The following is an 18,702-nucleotide window of genomic DNA, read 5'->3' as shown; positions in this document are numbered from 1 at the left end:
TACAACTTTGCTCGTCGATTGAAAACATTGAAGGGGTTAACCCCTTATGAATATATCTGCAAAATCTGGGCAACCGAACCACAACGTTTCAGGATTGATCCGTTCCAGCACACTATGGGACTAAACATTTAGAACCTGTTCAAAGTCTTCTGTGCATCAGCGATAGGGCGTTAGAAAAACTCTTGGAATATTCATTTACCGCTTGGAAACTCTGCTTCCTCGGGCGTGTTTGACTTTAGCTCTCGAGACTTTGAACAAGTTCTTAGGCTGCAGGAAAGCAACCCAACACAGGCTAGATCAATACTACCTGCGTTGGGCTTATTTCTAATATGACAGGTATTACTTGACACTAGCCTGTGTGCTATCCCGTCCCAGTTTCAGGTTGCCATAAGTCATCGGCACTGATTGGCCGTTTGGATAATTTTGGGGCCAGATCATTGGTGGAGAGGTCAGCGGCAGGCCTTCGCTTTCCACTTCGATAAAGTAGGACTGCCAGCCTGCTTGTGAAAGATCGGGCTGAAAGCTGTAACGGCAACCACTGGCATCGCATCCGCCACTGACATCCCGTTGCTGATAAGTAATATTGGAACGAAGACGGAAGTCACGCTTCGTGGGGTTTGTCGCTACCCACGCGCGGGCATTGGTCGCCTGGGTGTCGGTTGCGAGTGTGACGGTACCGGATGCTGGGTCGGATGAAACTGTGACGCTGGGCGTACGCTTGCCATCCAGCATATGCGTCAAATACTTGCCCATATTCTGGAACGCCAGTGTGCTATCTATGCCGTGGGACTGGTTGGGCAGGTAACGCACCATGGTTGTGCCCGTAAATTTCGGCAGATAGGTCCAGGCAGAATCGGGTACGGCGAAGTCGTCGCCCGCTGCCGAGATCATGAACTTATCGAGCCTCGCCATTTGCGTTGGATAGCTCACTACGTCTTCAAACGCTGTCAGGCGGTTGAGCCCGGGAGCGTCGGCCAGGATGTCGTCAACCACTTTGTGCTCGACATAGTTGCGTAAAGCGACAGGCCATTCATTGCCATAGCTGCGATAAACGTGGGTGAAGTTCTCCTTCACATTCCAGAAGTCCGCGACAATAGGCACGACAGCTTTTACGCGTTCATCGTTCAAACCAGTCAGCCAGGCTGTCCAACCGCGTTTGGATGCGCCAGCCAGCACAAAGCTCGCCGTACCCTGGGTTTGTTGCTGCTGGATGATGTTCATCGCTTCGCGCGTGGCTTGCGCCATAGGCAGGTGCAAGGAGCTGAATCGTTCCTTATCCGGCGCATCGATAAACCGACGCCATGTATACGCTACCAAGTCGTCTTCAATGCCGGCTTTACGCCCGTCCAGCGACAGTTGTTGGATCGGTACGAAATGCAGGTCCGCAACGACGATACCAAGCTGGCTGGCCAGCGCCTGACCAGGAAATGCTACTGGTTTACCTTTGGGGTTATCGGGCGGCAGGTTGATACCGTTGTTGATATAGAGCAGGGTTGGTGCATTGGCACGCAGGTTGTCAGGCCTGTAGATGCGTAACTCGTGCTGCCATTGCGGTGTATCGCTAGTCAATGTGGAGGAGGCGTTCGGCCAGGTTTGCGACACAAAGCGATAACGGCGTGTTTGCACCTGTGCTTCGAACTTTTCTTCAATGAGTTCTGCTGGCTTGGCGGTAGGCCCGGCTTTGGCAAAGTAGTCGCGTACAACGCCAAGTTCACCGGGAGTCGTAGTGGTGGTGGTACTGACACAAGCGGTCAGCAACGATAAAGCCCCTACACCCGCTAGTGCCTGGGCAAGCGGTTTCCACATAACTGGTTTCACAACAATCCTTTCTTGAGCAGGGGGACGGAAAGCGCTGTACTTCACACCTGTCTGTGGCTAGGCGCAAGCGTTTGATCCACCTACGTAGAGCCTGTTTACGATCTTACTGCGCAGCTATGGTTAGGGCTTATGTGCTGCTCGAAAGCCTCATGTACCCAAGTACATTCCGGTTTCTGCGCTGCTCTGTACCCTACTGACAGCTGCTCGTGACAGATCGTAATCAAGCTCTCAGCGAGGAATGAAGCGTTGTAATCCGTCCAGGTTCTCGCAGAACCTTTGTTCAAGGTCTGCTGTATGGCGACGATACAGCGTTGGAAAAGCCCTCGGCATGCACATTTACCCTATGTAAAAGCCATTCCTTGGAGCCTTCCAATCTGTTGCGAGCAGCTGTCTGCAGGACGTAGAGCGGTGCAGAAAACGAAATGTACTTGGGTACATGAGGCTTTCGAGCAGCACATAAGCCTTGATCACAGTTGTGCAGTCAGATCGTAAATAGGCTCTTGAACCTGTCTGGATGGGGGGTGTATGTGTGCCGGCAACCAGCCAGTTGAATCGTGCTTCCCTCGCTGAGGGAAGCACGATTTTGCTGCGCGGGAGTGAATGGTTCGTTTCGATTGCCGAAACGAGCAAAGATATGTACAGGAAGAGTATCGGGAAGATATGTACAAAAAAACCACCGATGAACTGGTGGCAAGGCACGGGAAGCTAACAACCTGGTATAGGTAAGTCAGCAAGTAAAAGGCGCCCGCAGGAGGATAGTTGAGGACGCTGCGGGCGACCTTTTATGGTGCTCGAATTAATTCGCTTTTACTTGAAGCTCGTCTTGTACACCCTTGACGCCTTCAACTTGGGATGCAACTTGCATCGCACGCTCGCTGGCTTGTGGGTTGTTGACTGAGCCACTCAGGGTGACTTGGCCTGCACGGGTGGTGACTTTGATGTCCAGGGCGGAAAGGCTCTTGTCGGCAACGAGAGCGGCTTTTACCTTGGCAGTAATGGCTGCGTCGTCGACTTGGGCTGTCGCGCCGGCAGCAACGAGTTCGGTCGGCTTTGCGTCATGAGCAAATGCCGGGCTGGTGAAAGCGGCTGCAATGACCAGTGCTGCGGCAATACGGCTGATAGTTTGACGATTCTGCATTGGGTAAGTCCTTTTCATAATGGGCCTTAATGCGTATGAGCATTCAAAGGCTAATCTGACAAGGCGCATTTGGTTAGCGCCACGCTTGCCCTAGTTAGCAAGTCGTGTGCCAGTTAAATAAAGTTATTTTAATTCAAATGGATACATCGATTTTTAGATGAGGTGGCATGACTGCCTGCCAGATTGCTACCTAAGGTTGTCGGCTAATGGCGACAGTAGGGCCAGGGTACGAATCGGAAAACCCGACTGATGGTGATGAAAACGTATCACGTGTTAGAGACGGGAAAGACGAATAGGGTGATAAGTCAGAATCGATAGGACCACTATTCGCCTGATCTAAAAGGGAGTTTTCTCTGATTCTGGTATGAAGACTAGTCGAGCTTGTGTGCTCGTATGTATTTTGTCGTGGATTTGCGACGGCGTGGTTTTTTGCTGGTTTGCCTTGCTTATAAGAACCTCTTGCGACCTTACAGCACAGCCATGACCCTGGCCTATGTGCTGCTCGGAAGTCTTATGTCCAAGAGTACATTTACGGATGCCACTACACCGCTCAGTCGTAGAAGAATGCTTCTCGGACGATTTTTCCACTTTTGGGGGTATACAAGCTCACCTCATCCAACATCATCCGTTTACCAGATGATTTCTGGGTTAGGTCGTATTGATATTCGCAGTGCTCATATAGCCAAGGGCTGCTTGCGGGGGAGGTGTGGCTAGCATGTTTTTCCATCCACCATCGGCTCTTGCTCTCGATTAGGTCAATTCTTTTTATTTCCCGCCGTACAGCCCGCATTTCCCAGTCTTCGATTCTGACGGTAACTTGAGCAAACAGTGTATTCAAGGCTGCGATAGGATTACCTTCCCGACAAAGAGCGACCAATTGTCTTGCGATAGATATCGCACTCATGGGTTTTCCTCCTTGTGATTTAGGTATGTAATGGCCAAGTCAGTGTAGTACTTCCTCTTGTCGGAACTGGCTTTTTTTGCCTGAACTTACGAGGTATGACCGATCCAATTTGGAATCACAGAGCGTATTAAGCAATAGGTAGGAGGCAATGATGAACTGCAAGGTGTTAAGTAAAAAACTATCTGTACTTCTTCTAATTGCGTTGCCTTTCACCGTACAGGCCGCAGGTGTAGGGACTGCCTATTTGGTGCCGTTTCGGCTCCAGACGCTTCTGCCTGTAACGGCTGACGATATCAGCACCATGATGGACCAGCCCTGTGTGTTGTCGTCGGAAGGAGCGATCAAAGAAATTGTTGCTGCCGCCAAACCTGCCGAGTCCCCATTTAATCGCCACGGGGTAAGAGCCAAAATCACCGAAGGGAATGCATCCCTGATGATCGATAGCCAAGGGAATTTGAATGTCAGCGGAAAAATGCTGGCGGTGAGTGAAGACAGCCTGAAAGAAATTTTGCGCAAGCGTAGTGATTGCGCGGCAGCTAAATAGGTAGACATTCCCCGTGTTTTGCTGAAGAAAGCCATGGTGGGCTTGTGTCTTCCAAGTCTGCTTCTAATACCAGCTCCATCTCTTCGGCTATTCAAACGGCTTGCAGCGTTTGCCATGCGGGCGCCTCATTGCCTTTAGGGCCTGTACGATCGCTGTACAGCTGTGATCAGAGCTTATGTGCTTCTCTGCACCTTGCTAATCGCTGCTCGTGACAGACCGTAAACGGGTTCCTGGAACCTGTTCAACGTCTGCTGCGCGTCTGCTTGAATACACCTTCGGCATACTCATTTACCGCTTGTAAGCTCCGTCTCCGCGATTGTTTTCGCCTTGTCTTGCTCTGGTTCGCAAGACTTTGAACAGGTTCTTGGCATTTCCGCTGCTGGGGGTGTTGCACTGGTGCGACGACTATGAATCCAGTGAAATACAAATGTATTACCACATATTGGATTTGGTTAAGCTCCGCAATTGGTGGGGTCGGCAGGGGTGTCGGCTACGCCAATTGGGTTCGAGGGCCGATTAATTCCAATAATGTGGAGATACACCATGCTCAAACGCGTGATGCTCGCGGCTACGGTCGCGACCGTGTTTGCCGCCCCGGCCTATGCCGGCCTCAATCTGGGCGGCACTGCCGAAATGAACTTTGTCTACGACAAGGGTAAGACAGAATATGTTGACAGTGCTTGGCGTTCCGGTCTCGACCGCGCCATCGTGATCAATATTGATGGTGAAACCAAGCTCGATACCCTGGGGGGCTTGAACTTCCGTGTCTCGCAGAAAGTGGCGGAGGGCGACCGTACGCCGGCGGTGGGCTCACGCGAGGCTTGGGTCGGGCTTTCTGGTGATTGGGGTAGCTTTCGCGGAGGTCGTCAGTTCTTGAATAGTTACCTGGTATTAGACTGGCCGTATGGCCAAGGTGGCTTTTGGGAGCTGGCCGAGCGCGATCTGGGTAATTGGGGTGGTGGCGGTAAAGTGACCGCACCGATCTATATGTCCCAGTCGCTGAACTATCTGTCGCCCAAATTTGGTGGTTTCAGTTATGGCGTGCAATACGCCTGGGCCGAAAAGGCCAATGACGCAAAGCTGCGTGAAGGGGCGACTACTGATGTTTCCCTGAACTACGCGGTGGGTGACCTGGGCCTGAATGGCGGTATTTTGACAGCCAAGGGTGTTAACAATTTCGATGGCAAGACCGACCAGAGCGACAAAGACCAGCAGTTTTATCTTGGTGCCACCTATAACCTGGGCGGCGGACTGACTGTACGTGGCTTGTACACCGGTTACGAGCATAAGAGCACCTTGGGCGACAAGGCCAAGGGCAGCGACTTGATCACCGGACTTACCTACGCTTGGAACAAACACTATGTGAAGCTGGGCTTGCTGCACCGGGCGGATAAGACCTCTGTACTGACCACACGCAAAGACTTCAATCTGGTCAAGGCGGAATATGGCTATAGCCTGGCATCGAACGTGGTGTGTTATGTGCGTGCCAGCCAGAAGAAATGGGGAAAGGAGTCGATGGGCAAGGGAGAAAAATACACCCAGTTTCTGACGGGTGTATGGGCGGGTTTCTAGTTGCTTGTTCAGCTTGTCGGTCAGTACAAAGTGATAGCAATTTGTTTGGAAAGGGCGGTTTAACCGCCCTTTTTAATTCGATCTTACTGTGCAGCAAGATCGTAAACAGGTTCTAACTACGCCGGTATGGCTTCTTCTGGCTGGCGCGCTTGCAGGGCAAGCCCATCTGGGCCGAATACATGGCAGGCCTGGGTGCGAATAGCCAAGTGCACAGCGCTGCCATTGGCAGGTGCGGTGTGGTTACTGGCGATTTTGACAGCAAGGGGTTCCTTAATACCGCTTACCCGCATATAGGCAATCTGTGTATCGCCCAGGTGTTCAACAATATCGACTACAGCAGCAATACCTTCCCGGGTCAGGTACAAGTGTTCTGGCCGCACACCGATTGTAATGGCTGTCCCTTCCGGTAAGGCCAGGTCGATATCGAGCCTTGTACCCTCGCTCAGCTGTAACTGGTTGCCTGCTACCGTGCCGGGCAGGAAATTCATCCGGGGTGAGCCTAAGAAGCCAGCCACGAACAGATTTGCCGGCTTTTCATAGAGGGTCAGTGGCGTACCCACCTGCTCGATACGACCGCCATTGAACACGGCGATCCGGTCGCCCAGTGTCATGGCTTCGACCTGGTCGTGGGTGACATAGATCATCGTGGTCGCCAATGCCTTGTGCAGCTTGGCCAGCTCAATGCGCATCTGCACCCGTAACGAAGCATCAAGATTCGACAGAGGCTCATCGAACAGGAATACATCGGGCTTACGTACAATTGCCCGGCCAATCGCAACCCGTTGCCGTTGGCCACCCGACAGTGCTTTGGGCTTACGGTCCAGCAGATGGGTGATCTGCAGGACTTCTGCCGCCCGTTTCACTGCAGCTTCAATATCCGCCTTTGGAGTTTTGGCGAGTTTCAGGCCAAAGCCCATGTTTTCACGCACAGTCATGTGCGGGTAAAGGGCGTAGCTCTGGAAAACCATGGCAACGCCACGCTTGGCTGCGGGTATATCGTTGACTATTTGCTTCCCAATGCTCAACTCCCCGCCGCTGATTTCTTCCAGGCCGGCGATCATCCGCAGCGTTGTGGTTTTGCCGCAGCCGGAGGGGCCGACGAACACCATGAACTCACCATCATGGATATCGAGGTCTATGCCATGGATGACGGTAGGGCCGTCCTCATAGGTTTTTTGCAGTTGCTTTAGCTTCAGTTCAGCCATGATGGTGATTCCTGTTGACTTGCCTTGCGTGCAGCGAATGAGCAGCAGATATACGGATCAGTTTTCCAGCAGTGCCGGCAGTGTTCCTGCCGCCTCCAAGTCACCCTTAAGCCAGCCAACAACAGCGTTGAGCGCAGCTTCGGCAAAGCCATAGGTGATCAGCGCTGGGCAGGGCAGATCACCCGCGGCATAGGGGTTCCACAATGCCAGGTGCAGGTTGGGCCGCCATTGAGCGCGTTGCTGGGCTGTGTAACGCTCACGTGTGGTTGAAGCGACGATAGTGAACGCGTCATCCTTTGGCAGGGTGTTCCAATCCAATTCGCTACGATGCTGGTAGGACACGACTTCCAAGCTAAATAACGGCGCCAGCTTCGCGATCAGTACTTCAGCGGAAAGGCCGGCTTCCGAAACACCATCTGAAGGGGCATCTGCCTGTAATACCAACCGTACTTTGCTACCCAGTGCCGGGCGCTGCACATAACCCACCAGGGTTAGCGCCTTTGCCCAGGCGCGGGCGAACAATGCGATGTCTGCCGCTTCCTGCTCGGCACTGTATTCACATTGTATCGAGGGGAAGCGCGCAGCCATGGCGGAAACACGGGCATCAGCTTCTGTAAGCCGTTCTGTACTGATCGTGCCGTCGGCAACGGCGTCTAGCAACGCAGTTCTGGCTGCAACCATCTCATCGCGATACTGCAGAACGAGCGAGAGATCGGCCCCGGCGCTTATCGCCATCACAGTCCCTTTGGCCTGGCCCCAACGCTCACGGATGGCTTTCATATTCATGCCATCGGTAATCGTTACGCCCTCATAACCCCACTCATTGCGCAGCAGTGTTTGCAGAATGGCGGGGGAAAGGGTGGCGGGCAGTTCGCTATCGAAGGCGGGGAACACAATATGCGCACTCATCAAGCCTGGGGTTTGTTTGATCAGTGCATGAAACGGCGACAGTTCGTATTGCTCGATCGCTGTGCGGGATTTATCGACAACAGGCAGATCAAGGTGGGAGTCGGTATGCGTATCGCCATGGCCAGGGAAGTGTTTGACGCAGGTGGCAACGCCTTCGCCCAGGTGTCCAGCCATCCAGGCACTGGCGAGTCGTGCCGCCTTTACGGGGTTGGAACCGAAAGACCGTTCGGCGATGACGGGGTTCTTCGGGTTATTGTTCAGGTCCAGCACCGGGGCGTAGTTCCAGTTCACCCCCAGTGTTGCCAGTCCACGTGCGACTGCCGCGCCTACCTGGTAGGCCAAGGCTTCGTCACCGGTCGCACCTAAGGCCATGGCCGATGGAGCCTGGGGGAGGAAGAGCGTACGCATCACCGCGCCGCCTTCCTGGTCCATGCCGATCAGCACGTCGTTGCCAATAGCGGCCTTGAGATCGGCGATCAGCTTACGGGTGGTTTCCAGGCTGCTGACATTGCGGCGGAACAGACAGATAGCACGGATGTGGTGCTGGCGCAGAAAGGCGGCTTCTTCAGCAGTCAGCGTATCGCCTGCCACATCCACCATCAGAGCGCGGCCGGCAAGTCGATCGAGGTCTTGGTTCATAGGCTCTTGTGTCCAAATAAATAACGCTTCAGTACCGGTTTCACTTCACTGCGCCATCAAAGCCGCGCAGGAAGTAACGCTGGGTAAACAGGAACATGATGAGGATGGGGAGTACGGTGAGCACTGCACCGGCAGCCACCACCCGGGTTTTGAAACTGAAGGTTCCTTTGAGGTAGGAAACACCAACGCTGAGCGGGAAATTCTCCACACTGGTCATGACGATGGAAGGCCAGATGTATTGGTTCCAGGCGCTGACCAGGGTCAGGATAGCCAATGCGCCCAGGGCGGGTTTCGCCAGCGGCAGCATGATCTTCCAGAACACTTCCCACTCGTTGGCGCCGTCGACCTTGGCTGCGTCGATCAGATCTTGCGGTACGGCTTCGAAGGCTTGCTTCATCAGGAAGATACCGATCGCACCGGCAAGATTGGGCAGTACGACGCCGCTTACGGTATCGGTCAGCCCCAGCTTGGACACCGTGATGAAATTGACCAGGAAGTTGACTTCGCTAGGCAGGATCATGGTGGCGATAATGGCGCCAAACACGATATTCCGCCCTGTAAAACGCATGCGTGCAATCGGGTAGGCTGCAAGACTGCAGATGACGAGCGTACCGATGACTGTGACCCCGGATATCAGGATCGAGTTCTTGTAGAAAGCCCAGACGTTGATGGTCTGGAACACCTCTACGAAGTTTTGCAGGCCGGGTTCGGTGGGCAATAAGGCAGGTGGAAAGGTATAGACCTCGCCTGCTGTGGAAACCGCGGTGACCAGCGTCCACCAGAATGGGTAGACCGTGATGACGGCCAATGCGGACAACACCAGATAATGCAGGCAACGGTTGCCCCAGCGCTGGCGGGCGGTGGTGTATCTGGCAGGTGCGGCGGCCAAGGGGGCAGTCAAGGTAGTGGTATCAGTCATGATGGCCTACCGTGTTTTGGGTGTGAGGTAGCGGAAGTTGAGCCATGCCAGCGCAATGCAGAACAGCGACACGATAAAGCTCGCAGCCAGCGCCCGGCCAAAATTGAGCGACTTCATACCGAATTCGTAGGCATAGTAAAGCGCGGTAAAGGTAGACCGGGCTGGGCCGCCTTGAGTCATGATCTGGACCTCTTCGAACGCCTTGACCGCAGCCAGCACCGACATGATCGAACACAGCAGAATGGTTGGCATGAGCAAAGGCACGGTAATGCGCCAGAATTTCTGCCATGCGTTTGCGCCATCCAGCGTGGCCGCTTCGTAAACATCCTGCGAAATGGCCTGCAAGCCAGCCAGATACAACACCATGTACCAACCAAGACCACGCCAGATGGTGACAAACATCACCGCCAGTAGGGCAATCCGGTCATCGTTCAGGAAGCCGATGGGTTCGTTGATGATATGCAGCCAGCGCAAGGTACTGTTGAGCGCGCCGTCCTCGGTATACATGAAGTTCCAGATCACCCCGATCACCGATACGGTGGTGACCACAGGCAGATAGTAGGCGGCCCGAAAGTATTTGATCCCGGGCAGATTGTTGTTCACCAGTACCGCCAGCAGGATGGCGAAGACCTGGATGACGGGTACGACGACGAGGTACAGCGCCGAGTTCTTCAACGACAGCAAAAACAGCTCGTCATCAAGCAACTCACGAAAGTTATCAAGCCCCACCCATTGAGGGGAATCGATCAGGTTGTACTTTGTGAAGGCAATGTAAGTGCCAAAACCAACCGGCCAGAACGAGAAAACCAACAGCAACGCGATGGCCGGCGCCAAAAAAGCATAGGCCGTGAGGTTGGCTTTGCTTGAATGCTTCATGGGGTTTGCTCCGAAGAGAGGCTGGTGTCGGGTCTGACACCAGCGATCTTAGAACCTGTTTAAAGTCTGCTGCGCGTCGGCAATACAGCGTTGAGAACACCCTCGGAATGCTCATTTACCATGCGTAAACTCCGCTTCCTTGGTTGTTTTCGCCTTGTCTTGCTTTAGCTCGCGAGACTTTGAATGGGTTCACTGAACCTATTCGCGCTCTTGCTGTGCAGCCGTGATCAGGGCTTATGTGCTGCTCGAAAGCCTCATGTACTGAAGTACACTCCGGTTTCCGCGCTGCGCTTCACCCTGCTGACGGCTGCTTGCCACAGATCAGTGAACAGGCCCTAACACCTTTTCAAAGTCTGTTGCGTCATGATTCAGCAACACGCTGAATTGGTCCTTATTTTGATGCGAGCTTCATATTCCAGAAGTTAGCTGCCTCATCAAGTACCGCTTTGGCGGGTTTACGTCCGGTTACAGCCTGCTCGATGGCAGTCCCGAGTTTGTTCGACAGCAGCTCGGAATCCTTCACTCCGCTCAGAAATACCGTGCGGGTACTATCGAGGTTTTTGGCAGCCTGGGCGATGGCTTTTTCCACGGCGCCTGCGTTGGCTGGCAGTGTTTGGAAGTGGGCGTTTTGGGCGGCTTTCCTGGCTGTGGGCAGGGTGCCGGCAAGCTTGGCGAAAGCGAGCTGGTTTTCCGCATTCGTGAGGTAGTTACCCAGCTTGCCGATCTCTGGCAGAAGGGACTTGTCGACGTTTTTGGCTACACCATAGTTGAACATCCAGCCGCCAGAGGCGATACCCGTCTTACCTACCGGCGCACCGGCTACTTCAGTGACTTTGTAGATGGCAGGGGCATCGTCTCGGACTCGGGTCATCGACGAAGGCACAGAAACCAGCATGGCCATGCGGCCGCTGTTATAGGCGGCCATCGATACCTGAAAGTTGTCCTGCGCAAACAGGTTGTCCTTCAGGAAGGCTCCCGCCTTGTAGGCTGCGGCCAGTTTTTCCACCAATGCCACGTGTGCGGGTGAATTGAACACAGCCTTGCCATCTTTTACGACATCCAAACCCTCCTGCAGGAAAAGGCCTTCCACCTTGGTTGGCCCCAGAGCCGGCGCAAAACCGGCTATGCCTGTCTTGGCCTTGATTTGCTTGGCGTAGGCAATCTGCATGTCCAGGCTCTGGGGGGGCTTGTTCGGGTCTAGCCCAGCTTTCTTAAAGATTTCAGTGTTGTAGGCGATGACGTTGGCTCCGTTGTAGAACGGAAAAGCCCAAGTCTTACCATCGAACTGGACATCTTTCAGCGCGCCGGTGACATATTGGTCTTTGTCTATCAGCCCATCCAGGGGCTGGATCAAGCCATCCTGCTTGTAATCGTATGTCCATGGCACATTCAGGTTCACGAGTGCCGGGGGCTTCCCTGCAGCCACCGCTGCGGTGAACTTGGCCTGGATCACATCCCATGGGTAGTCGGTCCATACCACTTCCACACTGGGGTTCTGGGCATTGTATTTATCCAGGACGCCTTTGAAGTAGTCATTGAACTTGGGCGCAAGGCTCATGGTCCAGACTTCGAGTTTTTGTTTGTCGGCAGAGAAAGCCGGTGTGGAAGTGGTGAAGCTGACTGCAATGATTGCAGCGCTGATCAGTTGTGCAAATCTCATGTGTGTCCATCCAAAAGTGTCTGTAAACAGGCTTCAGGTTTGAGGCAACGGCCACAAGCCCACTTTCGCGCCGTCGGGGTACGAGGAGGACAACGGCGCTTCCTTCTTTTTGGTATTTGATGCAGCTGTTTTTATGTACTGCGGTACTGCGGTACTGCCGGCCGGGTGGGTAGCCCGGCCGGAAAATGCATTGGTGCGGTGACTAATGGGTCAGCGTCACCTTGTTCAAATGGCGTGGTTGGTCCGGGTTCAACCCCTTGGCGCGTGATAGCGCTTCCACCATGGGGTAGAAGGCGGCCACGGCGGTAATCGGGTCCAGCAAGGCAAGTGGTGCTGGTGGTAATAGCAAGTCACGGTTACTGATGTCGGCAGGTGCCGCCAGTAATACCCGTGCACCACGAGTGCGCATTTCATCAGCCAGCTTGATCAGGCCTGCTTGGTCCGGGCCTCGTGGTGCAAAGATCAATAAGGGGTAGCCTTGGTCGATCAACGCCATCGGGCCGTGTTTTATTTCCGCACCAGAGAATGCTTCTGCCTGGATTGCTGCGGTTTCCTTGCACTTGAGCGCCGCTTCCATTGCAATCGGCAGGGTCAGCCCACGGCCTACCACCATGATGCGTTCGGCATCCTTCAGTACCTCGACGGCGTGGGACCAGTCGGCTTCCTGCGCGTTTGCCAGTGCGTCCGGCAGGGCGGTAAGCCCATCGAGCAATGCTGTATCGGCAGTCCAGTGCGCAACCAGCCGTGCACCGGCAGCGAGGCTGGCGATGTAGCTCTTGGTGGCGGCGACAGCCTGCTCGGGGCCGGCTTCCAGCGGCAGTGTCCATTCAGCAGCCTCACCGAGTGGAGAGGCTGCATCGTTGACCAGGGCGACGGTCTCGGCGTGACCCAGACGAAATCGCTTGATCGGTTCAACCACATCAGGACTGCAGCCCGACTGCGAAATGGCGACGGCAATGGTGCCTGCTACATCGAGTGGTGCGTCGTACATCGTGACCAGCGACATTGGCAATGAGACTGCCAGGCGACCAAGGCGCAGCATGGTGAGGTAGGAAAGATAAGCACTGGCGTGGTCTGAGCTGCCGCGTGCTACGGTGATCATGGCATGTGGGTCGGCATAGCGTAGCCGTTCACCCAGAGCCTTGAAGCGGGCGTCCTGCTTTTCTGCCTGACGGGCGACGACTGTGGGGCCCTCGCGCATTTCCTTCCACATGCTGGTTGTCACTTCGTGTTCTCCACCGTATAGGTCTTGCAGTAGTACTGGGGCCGGTACTTCGCGGAAAGGGCCGGTATGTGATGTGTAGCAAGTTGTTCGTCAATACTTGGTCACAGTCATGCCGTAAGGTCGTGAAAGGTTCTCAGAGCCTGTTTAAAGGCTCGCGAGCTAGAGCAAGACAAGGCGAAAACAGCCGAGGAAGCGGAGTTTACAAGTGGTAAATGAGCATTCCGAGGATGTTTTCAACGCCGTATTGCTGACGCGCAGCAGACTTTGAATGGGTTCTCAGGCTGGTACGAGCTCTCCCTCCACATACACCGCCTTCAAACGCAGATTCCTATCAATAACCACGAGATCAGCCTGTGCTTCGGGTTTCAGAACGCCACGGTCATCCACGCCCAGCATTTCAGCCGGGTAGGTCGACAACCTGCGTGCAGCATCATCTACAGCCAGTCCCAGGCTGACCAGATTTCGCAGGGCCTCGTCCAGGGTCAGGGTAGAGCCGGCCAGGGTGCCATCCGGCAGTCGTACGCCCCCCATGCATTTGGTGACGGTATGGCGGCCCAGCATATAGTTGCCATCCGGCATGCCTGCAGCCGCGGTTGAGTCTGTTACGCAATACAGCTTTGGTATGGCACGCAGCGCGGCTTTGATGGCGCCTGGGTGTACGTGCAACAGATCCGGAATCAACTCGGCAAATTCGGCATGCGCCAAGGCAGCACCCACCATGCCGGGTTCCCGGTGATGCAGGCCGCTCATGGCATTAAAGAGGTGCGTGAAGCTGGTGGCGCCGTATTGCATGGCTTCCACGCCGTCTTCGTAACTGCCTAGAGTGTGGCCAAGCTGAACACGGATGCCACGTGCGACCAGGTCGCTAATCAATTCCATATGGCCCTTTATTTCGGGCGCCAGGGTTAATACCTTCAACGGAGCCAACTCGCCAAAGCCGACGATTTCATTCAACACGCCGTCTCGCGCGAAGTTGGGCTGGGCACCCAACTTGCCCGGGTTGATATAGGGCCCTTCCAGATGCACACCCAAAACGCGTGCTCCACCGGAGATGCGTTGGGTAATGGCTCGTTTCACCCCTTGCAGCGCCAGCTCTATTTCCTGCTTGGGGGCGGTCATTGTTGTTGCCAGAATGCTGGTGGTGCCGTGGCGGGCATGGGTGCGGGATATGGTATCGAGTGCATCACCGCCTTCCATCACATCGCGGCCGCCACCACCATGGACGTGGAGATCGATGAAGCCGGGTAGAAGGTAATCATCGGTATTGTCTGCCGGGTCTGCAGCGCTGGCTTCGATACGGTCAATCCAATTGCCAAAGTGCAGCGCGCCATGCTGCCAGCCACTGGGGGTAAGAATGTTGCCGTGCAGGGTATTCATATTGCGCTTGGTCTTTTTATTTTTTCTGTATCAACGACGCAGTTCGGCAACGAAGTCGTAATAGTCGTTACGGCAATAGGAGTAGGTCAGCTCTATCGGCAGGCCACTCTCCAGGTAACCGATCCGGGTGATCATCAGCATCGCGGAACCGGATGGGATGCCTGCCAGTTGTGCGATTTCATCACTGGCATTGACTGCTTTGATATGTTGCAAGGCTCGGGTGACCGGTGTACCGCGGCTGTCGAGCCAGCTGTACAGCGAATCGCCCATGGCTGTGGGGTCGGGCAGATAACGGCTTGGCAGTGTGGAGGTTTCCACTGCCATGACAGTGTTGTCCGCCATACGCAGGCGCTTGAGCCTAGCCACATTGGCAGCAGGAGACAGCCCAAGGCGGAGCACCTCTTCCTGACTGGCAATGCTGATGATGCGGCTGAGCCAGCGCGAGGCGGGTGCGAAGCCCCGGTTGCGGATTTCTTCCGAGAAGCTGGTCAGGCGAGAAAGCGTCTGGACCAGACGTGGGGCGATATAGGTGCCAGATCCTTGCCGGCGTACGATCAGACCCTGTTCAAACAAGATGTCCATGGCTTTGCGGGCAGTAACCCGCGAGATTTCGAGGATGTCGCACAGCACGCGCTCGGATGGCAGTGCTTCATCGGCTTGCCATAGTCCGGCTGCAATGGCGCTGGAGAGTTTGCTGGCCACCTGCAAATACAGGGGGGTGCTGCTTTCGGCATCTGGCTTGATAGCCAATAACGCAGTTTCACGTGCCTTATCCATTGATATGTTTCCGAATCAAGTACAGCGCGCCAGTGGCGGAGTCACCCAGAGGCTGGCGGGCGCGGTTGACCAATGCTGTAGGCAGCCAGGGGCGAAGCGCCTCGGCCAGACCACCACACAGCGCGAACGGCAGGGTTTCGTCTGGGTCGAGCGCATGAGCAACCGCGGCGATTTCTTCCCCTGCCTGGGTCAGGATGTTCGCAGCGTCTGGGTCCTGCTGCCCATGGGCTACTACCAGCGATGCAAGTTGTGCGTAAGTGGTCTGGTTTGCTTGGCTCAGCCAATCAAAAACAAAAGCGCTTGTGTTGCCCATATGGGAAATAATCGCTTCTGCAAGCGGGCCGCGTAGGGTACGACCATCCAAAGCCTTCTCGGCCAGCTGGGCTGCGCGCAATCCTATCCAAGCACCACTGCCCTCATCACCAGCCGGAAATCCCCAGCCAGATACCGTCATTTTCTTATCACCACCAAACCAGGCTTCTCCTACCGTGCCGGTACCGATGGCAACGATAACGCCCGGTTGGCCGGCATGGGCCCCCAGCAAAGTGGTGAAGCCATCGTTATCGAGTCTGATTGTTGCAAAACTTGGGGCCTCGGCCAAAAAAGCCTTAGCCCAGCTGGCGTTATGCACACCCGCGAGTCCCAGCCCGATAGCACAACGGGCTGGGTCGACACTTTGCCCTAGTTGGGAAAACGCTGCCGCCATACTCTGGTTGATGGCTTGCCAGGCGGCGCTGATGCCAAGTCCAAGGCCGGACGGCCCACCGGTGGCACGGGCCAGAATTCTGCCGTCACGATCGGCCAGCAATAGCCGAGTACCGGTGCCGCCACCATCGACACCAATCAAATAATCGAAGGACATTCCTACTGCTCCACGGGGCAGTTGATACCGGTCTTATTGTGACTAGTTGGGTACCAGCTTAGTGCAATACCTATTCAATACCACTAAGGGTAAAGTGTCAACGATTTTCCTGGAGAATGTTGATAAGTAGATAATGTCCGATAAATCAGTCATTATTGGTTGATAAGTCGATAGTATCAGACATTTCTTTGCTGATACCAAGTACTAGTCGGATCAATGAAACACACTTAGTGTCCGATATTTCAGTCTAAATGGGAAAAATTGTCGGAAATATCATACATGGCACGTACTTACACCACTAATCTACCATCAATTCTTAAGCAGCTTACCGACTTGGGAGAACGTCTGCGTATGGCTAGGTTGCGTCGGCAGATCAGTACCTTGCTTTTCGCCGAGCGGCTGGGTGTATCGCGAGACACTTTAAATCGGTTAGAAAAAGGTGATCCTAATATCGCTATAGGTACCTATGTGCGTGCCTTACATGTGCTTGGTCTTGATGGAGACATCAATTTAGTAGCAAAGGAGGATGAACTGGGGCGATCTCTTCAGGATCAGTCACTGTCATCTATGAGACGTAGAGTGCATCGGGCCCATACGAAATACGATAACCCTCGTTCAGAAAGGGCGGGTTCAGTATTGGAGGAAAGTTCACTCATAGAAGAGACGTCGGCGGCTCAACCACTGAAGCGACGAAAGCCTCAATCTGAGCGAACTACAGTAAAGAGGGTGGCTACTAAAGATCATCAAGCCGATATCATCGAAGGTAAAGCTATAAGGAGTACCACTGAGATCAATCGTACGCTCATCGCTAAACTGATGAAGAAGCATAAGGTCAACGATGACTAAAGCTAATACCAAGAGGGATGTGATCGAAGTTTATATCGAGGATGCTGAACTTGGCTTGTCATGCCAAGTAGGGACTATTTACAGGAATTTGTATCAAAGCGCAGGTCCCATCAGCTTTGAATATGCTGATGAATGGGCAAAGCAATTACCCTTTGCACTCGATCCGCGTCTACCTATCAACGCAGGTGAGCAGTTCCCAGTTCATCCAAATAGCTCATTTGGCATTTTTCTTGATTCTGCGCCGGATCGCTGGGGGAGAGTGCTGATGGAGCGTCGTGAGGCCGCTTATGCAAAAAAAGAGGGGCGCAGGCAAAGCATACTATATGAGATGGACTTTCTGCTTGGTGTAAATGATGAGACACGACAGGGAGCACTTCGATTCAAACGGAAGAACGGCCAATACCTTGACAACAGTAACTTGCCGACGCCATCGGTAACTCAACTGGCTCAGTTGGAACATATTTGTCAGAGGATCGAAAGTGAGAGTGTGGAAAATCTACCAGAGTATGAGAAATGGCTTTCACAATTGGTAGCGCCGGGCTCTTCATTAGGGGGGGCAAGGCCAAAGGCAAACTTTCGGGAAGTGGATCAGTCTCTATGGATTGCAAAATTCCCGGCCCAGAATGATCGGTACGATGTCGGCGGCTGGGAATATCTGACCCACATGATGGCCAAAGATGTCGGTATTTGGGTGCCGGACTCTCGTTGTGCCAAGTTTGCTTCACGATATCATACCTTCTGTGTTCGACGCTTTGATCGCAAGGGTGGTTCACGCCGTATGTATGCCTCAGCCATGACGTTACTAGAAAAAAAAGATGGCGAAGAGGCAAGCTACCTCGACATTGCGGAATTCATTATCAATCATGGTGCAAGCGGCCATATTGGAAGTGATCTTGAGCAGCTCTACAGGCGAGTGATTTTCAATATCTTTATTCGAAATACTGATGATCATCTGCGAAATCACGGCTTTGTCAGGGCGGCTGATGGATGGCGACTGTCCGATGCATTTGATATGAACCCAAATACGGCAAAGGAAACGCACGCTCTTAATCTGGATGAGAAGGACCCAACCTCAGATCTGACACTTGCCCTGGAGACTGCTAGCTATTATCGGATTGATAATCACACGGCAGAAAGCATCATGGTTGAAATGGCGGGAACTCTTACGGGATGGCAAAAAAAGGCCAAGAGTTTAGGACTACCCGAAATCGATATCTTGCGTATGCAGTCCATTATCCAAGTTGAGTGACCGTAGTCATGCAGTCAGTAAACCAATCCACGTCTAGTGCAAGACTGTGATCAATATTGAATCCCCCCGGATAATGAGGAGGCTCCATTTCTTGAGAGAATGGAGTTATGAAGAAGCCAACCAAGTATTCGCCAGAAGTCAAAGAACGCGCTGTCCGTATGGTTTTTGAACATCGGTCAGAG

Annotated in this window: 16 protein-coding genes and 1 pseudogene; 5 read left to right on the top strand and 12 right to left on the bottom strand. The window is 53.9% G+C overall.

Annotated elements, in window-relative coordinates:
• Positions 1–132, top strand: a pseudogene (locus tag ACUHMQ_RS17480) (IS481 family transposase); the annotation flags it as partial.
• A gap of 207 nt (positions 133–339) precedes the next feature.
• Here the strand turns inward: ACUHMQ_RS17480 and ACUHMQ_RS17475 are convergent.
• The 3 genes from ACUHMQ_RS17475 to ACUHMQ_RS17465 all read right to left on the bottom strand — a co-directional run bounded on the left by ACUHMQ_RS17475 (position 340) and on the right by ACUHMQ_RS17465 (position 3,860).
• Positions 340–1,806, bottom strand: a complete 1,467-nt coding sequence (locus ACUHMQ_RS17475; protein ID WP_445296742.1) for a PhoPQ-activated protein PqaA family protein — start codon at positions 1,804–1,806, stop codon at positions 340–342.
• 808 nt (positions 1,807–2,614) lie between these two features.
• Positions 2,615–2,956 carry a BON domain-containing protein gene (locus ACUHMQ_RS17470; protein ID WP_445296741.1) on the bottom strand — a complete coding sequence of 114 codons (342 nt, stop codon included), beginning with the start codon at positions 2,954–2,956 and terminating at the stop codon, positions 2,615–2,617.
• A gap of 550 nt (positions 2,957–3,506) precedes the next feature.
• Positions 3,507–3,860, bottom strand: coding sequence for a SnoaL-like domain-containing protein (locus tag ACUHMQ_RS17465; RefSeq protein WP_445296740.1), 354 nt, complete (start codon positions 3,858–3,860; stop codon positions 3,507–3,509).
• A 148-nt stretch (positions 3,861–4,008) separates the two neighbouring features.
• On the opposite strand from ACUHMQ_RS17465, the gene ACUHMQ_RS17460 reads away from it, so the two are divergent.
• Positions 4,009–4,404, top strand: a complete 396-nt coding sequence (locus tag ACUHMQ_RS17460; RefSeq protein ID WP_445296739.1) for a hypothetical protein — start codon at positions 4,009–4,011, stop codon at positions 4,402–4,404.
• Positions 4,405–4,947: 543 nt separating this feature from the next.
• Positions 4,948–5,976 carry a porin gene (locus ACUHMQ_RS17455; RefSeq protein WP_445296738.1) on the top strand — a complete coding sequence of 343 codons (1,029 nt, stop codon included), beginning with the start codon at positions 4,948–4,950 and terminating at the stop codon, positions 5,974–5,976.
• Positions 5,977–6,092: 116 nt separating this feature from the next.
• Here ACUHMQ_RS17455 and ACUHMQ_RS17450 read toward each other — a convergent pair whose 3' ends face one another.
• From ACUHMQ_RS17450 to ACUHMQ_RS17410, 9 genes are all read right to left on the bottom strand, one after another.
• Positions 6,093–7,181 (bottom strand): ABC transporter ATP-binding protein, encoded by a 1,089-nt coding sequence (locus ACUHMQ_RS17450; RefSeq protein WP_445296737.1) that lies wholly within the window; start codon positions 7,179–7,181, stop codon positions 6,093–6,095.
• Between the two features lie 57 nt (positions 7,182–7,238).
• Positions 7,239–8,729 carry a beta-N-acetylhexosaminidase gene (nagZ, locus tag ACUHMQ_RS17445; RefSeq protein WP_445296736.1) on the bottom strand — a complete coding sequence of 497 codons (1,491 nt, stop codon included), beginning with the start codon at positions 8,727–8,729 and terminating at the stop codon, positions 7,239–7,241.
• A 40-nt stretch (positions 8,730–8,769) separates the two neighbouring features.
• Positions 8,770–9,648 (bottom strand): carbohydrate ABC transporter permease, encoded by an 879-nt coding sequence (locus tag ACUHMQ_RS17440; RefSeq protein ID WP_445296735.1) that lies wholly within the window; start codon positions 9,646–9,648, stop codon positions 8,770–8,772.
• A 6-nt stretch (positions 9,649–9,654) separates the two neighbouring features.
• Positions 9,655–10,524 (bottom strand): carbohydrate ABC transporter permease, encoded by an 870-nt coding sequence (locus ACUHMQ_RS17435; RefSeq protein WP_445296734.1) that lies wholly within the window; start codon positions 10,522–10,524, stop codon positions 9,655–9,657.
• 391 nt (positions 10,525–10,915) lie between these two features.
• Entirely contained in the window at positions 10,916–12,184 is a 1,269-nt protein-coding gene (locus ACUHMQ_RS17430; RefSeq protein ID WP_445296733.1) for an ABC transporter substrate-binding protein, read from the bottom strand.
• Between the two features lie 202 nt (positions 12,185–12,386).
• Positions 12,387–13,409 carry an SIS domain-containing protein gene (locus tag ACUHMQ_RS17425; protein WP_445296732.1) on the bottom strand — a complete coding sequence of 341 codons (1,023 nt, stop codon included), beginning with the start codon at positions 13,407–13,409 and terminating at the stop codon, positions 12,387–12,389.
• Between the two features lie 276 nt (positions 13,410–13,685).
• A complete protein-coding gene (gene nagA / locus ACUHMQ_RS17420) occupies positions 13,686–14,786 on the bottom strand; it encodes an N-acetylglucosamine-6-phosphate deacetylase (protein WP_445296731.1) in 1,101 nt (366 codons plus the stop codon).
• A gap of 30 nt (positions 14,787–14,816) precedes the next feature.
• Positions 14,817–15,563 carry a GntR family transcriptional regulator gene (locus ACUHMQ_RS17415; protein WP_445296730.1) on the bottom strand — a complete coding sequence of 249 codons (747 nt, stop codon included), beginning with the start codon at positions 15,561–15,563 and terminating at the stop codon, positions 14,817–14,819.
• Entirely contained in the window at positions 15,556–16,425 is an 870-nt protein-coding gene (locus ACUHMQ_RS17410) for a glucosamine kinase nucleotide-binding domain-containing protein (protein ID WP_445296729.1), read from the bottom strand. The genes ACUHMQ_RS17415 and ACUHMQ_RS17410 overlap by 8 nt, the downstream gene beginning before the upstream one ends.
• A 279-nt stretch (positions 16,426–16,704) precedes the next feature.
• On the opposite strand from ACUHMQ_RS17410, the gene ACUHMQ_RS17405 reads away from it, so the two are divergent.
• Together ACUHMQ_RS17405 and ACUHMQ_RS17400 are read left to right on the top strand one after the other, a co-directional pair.
• Positions 16,705–17,271: a helix-turn-helix transcriptional regulator gene (locus tag ACUHMQ_RS17405; RefSeq protein WP_445296728.1), complete on the top strand. Its 567-nt coding sequence runs from the start codon at positions 16,705–16,707 to the stop codon at positions 17,269–17,271.
• Positions 17,264–18,520 (top strand): type II toxin-antitoxin system HipA family toxin, encoded by a 1,257-nt coding sequence (locus ACUHMQ_RS17400; protein WP_445296727.1) that lies wholly within the window; start codon positions 17,264–17,266, stop codon positions 18,518–18,520. Before ACUHMQ_RS17405 ends, ACUHMQ_RS17400 begins: the two co-directional genes overlap by 8 nt.
• Positions 18,521–18,702: the final 182 nt, after the last annotated feature.

The sequence above is a fragment of the Chitinimonas violaceus genome, from assembly GCF_052601015.1.
This window is presented reverse-complemented; position numbering and strand designations above follow the sequence as displayed.